Consider the following 1,202-nt stretch of genomic DNA (forward strand, 5'->3'; position numbering starts at 1 on the left):
TCTTAGCTTCAAGAATTAATTTAAGCCATTCTAAATCAATAGGTTCACAATTTTGATGCTCAATTAATAATTCAATTTGTCCCTTCATTCCTTTGACTCCCCCATGGTAGCAACTTAGGCATCATAGTGGAAATGTTTCTACCACCTTAGACCCGTAGCTTTGCGTCCCCATCTTTTAATAAATTCGCTTTTCTAAATAATGCATTATGTATTTTCTATTTATCTTTACATTCAAATTTTATTAAAAATAGGATCTATTGTCATCAAAAATTAATTATTAATTTCCGCACAACCTATACATGTAAGGTTTACATAACATGAGCTATCGGTAGTCAATGTATCTAGAAGTCTATAAAAATGCCCTCCATATTGCTTAAACGGAACGCTATATCAGGGGTACCGTTAAGAAAGAAGGTTTTTTTCCCGATAAAATAAAAAAAGAGCCTATGCTCCTTTTCTCATTTATCTAACCAAGCCAAGGGAACATCTTGTTCTCCTGATATCTCGAATTTAATTTCTCCATCTTCTTCATAGACTCTTTTTATAATTGGAATCGTGATCATTTGTTTTTCTTTTTGTCTTCGTTGTCTTTCTGTATTTAAATCAATGACATTCATGTTGTGTGTTCCTTTCTAACCATGTTCTCAACAAAAGTAAAAGCACTCATATTGAGTGCCTTACTTTGACTTGAACCACCAATATGTATTTATAAGACTCTCATCCCAATACATATTTTACTATGATTATCCAGAATTTTCATTATAAAAAATAAAAATGATATTTAAAAAGTGCCTTTTTTATTACATAAAAAGTTTTAACATGCTTACTAGGGGTCTGTGTAGCAATGGAACCAAATCACGCAATAAGCATTAGCGGACATTAGGAATCCTATCATGTAAAAAGAGATAGGACTCCTTTTCCGTTTTGTTCTGTTATGTTATTTTCCTCGTATGTTAAAGTGCGTAATCGACCATCTCTTATTTCTTCAGGAAGTATAAATGAATAACGTCCTACTATATTGACATGCTCATGTCCAAGTGGAGAAAGGTGAAGTTATTTTGTTGGATGTGAGACCTAAAGAGGAGTATGAAGAAGCTCATATTCCTGTACAACTCTTCGGCAAATAAAGACAACTCTTGTTTTTGACGCATATTCATAAAAAGCACGTCACCCTTTCTCATTAACATAAGAGAATAGTAACG

The 1,202-nt window shown here is 32.7% G+C and carries 2 protein-coding genes and 1 riboswitch; of the genes, one reads left to right on the forward strand and one right to left on the reverse strand.

Going from position 1 to position 1,202, the window contains the following annotated elements; translation table 11 throughout:
* Positions 1 to 105: 105 nt before the first annotated feature.
* Positions 106 to 199: riboswitch (cyclic di-GMP riboswitch) on the reverse strand.
* 259 nt (positions 200 to 458) lie between these two features.
* The gene (locus H540_RS34135; protein ID WP_028402446.1) at positions 459 to 617 is read right to left on the reverse strand and encodes a hypothetical protein; all 159 of its coding nucleotides are present in this window, start codon (positions 615 to 617) and stop codon (positions 459 to 461) included.
* Between the two features lie 450 nt (positions 618 to 1,067).
* Here H540_RS34135 and H540_RS35705 point away from each other — a divergent pair, with 450 nt between their 5' ends.
* A complete protein-coding gene (locus H540_RS35705; RefSeq protein ID WP_425388161.1) occupies positions 1,068 to 1,127 on the forward strand; it encodes a hypothetical protein in 60 nt (19 codons plus the stop codon).
* The last annotated feature ends 75 nt before the right edge of the window (positions 1,128 to 1,202 follow it).

This window comes from Ectobacillus panaciterrae DSM 19096 (genome assembly GCF_000430785.1).
GTDB lineage: Bacteria > Bacillota > Bacilli > Bacillales > Bacillaceae_G > Ectobacillus > Ectobacillus panaciterrae.

Coding starts and splice junctions, on each gene's coding strand:
- H540_RS34135 (WP_028402446.1), bottom strand. CDS start 617: ATGAATGTCATTGATTTAAATACAGAAAGACAACGAAGACAAAAAGAA.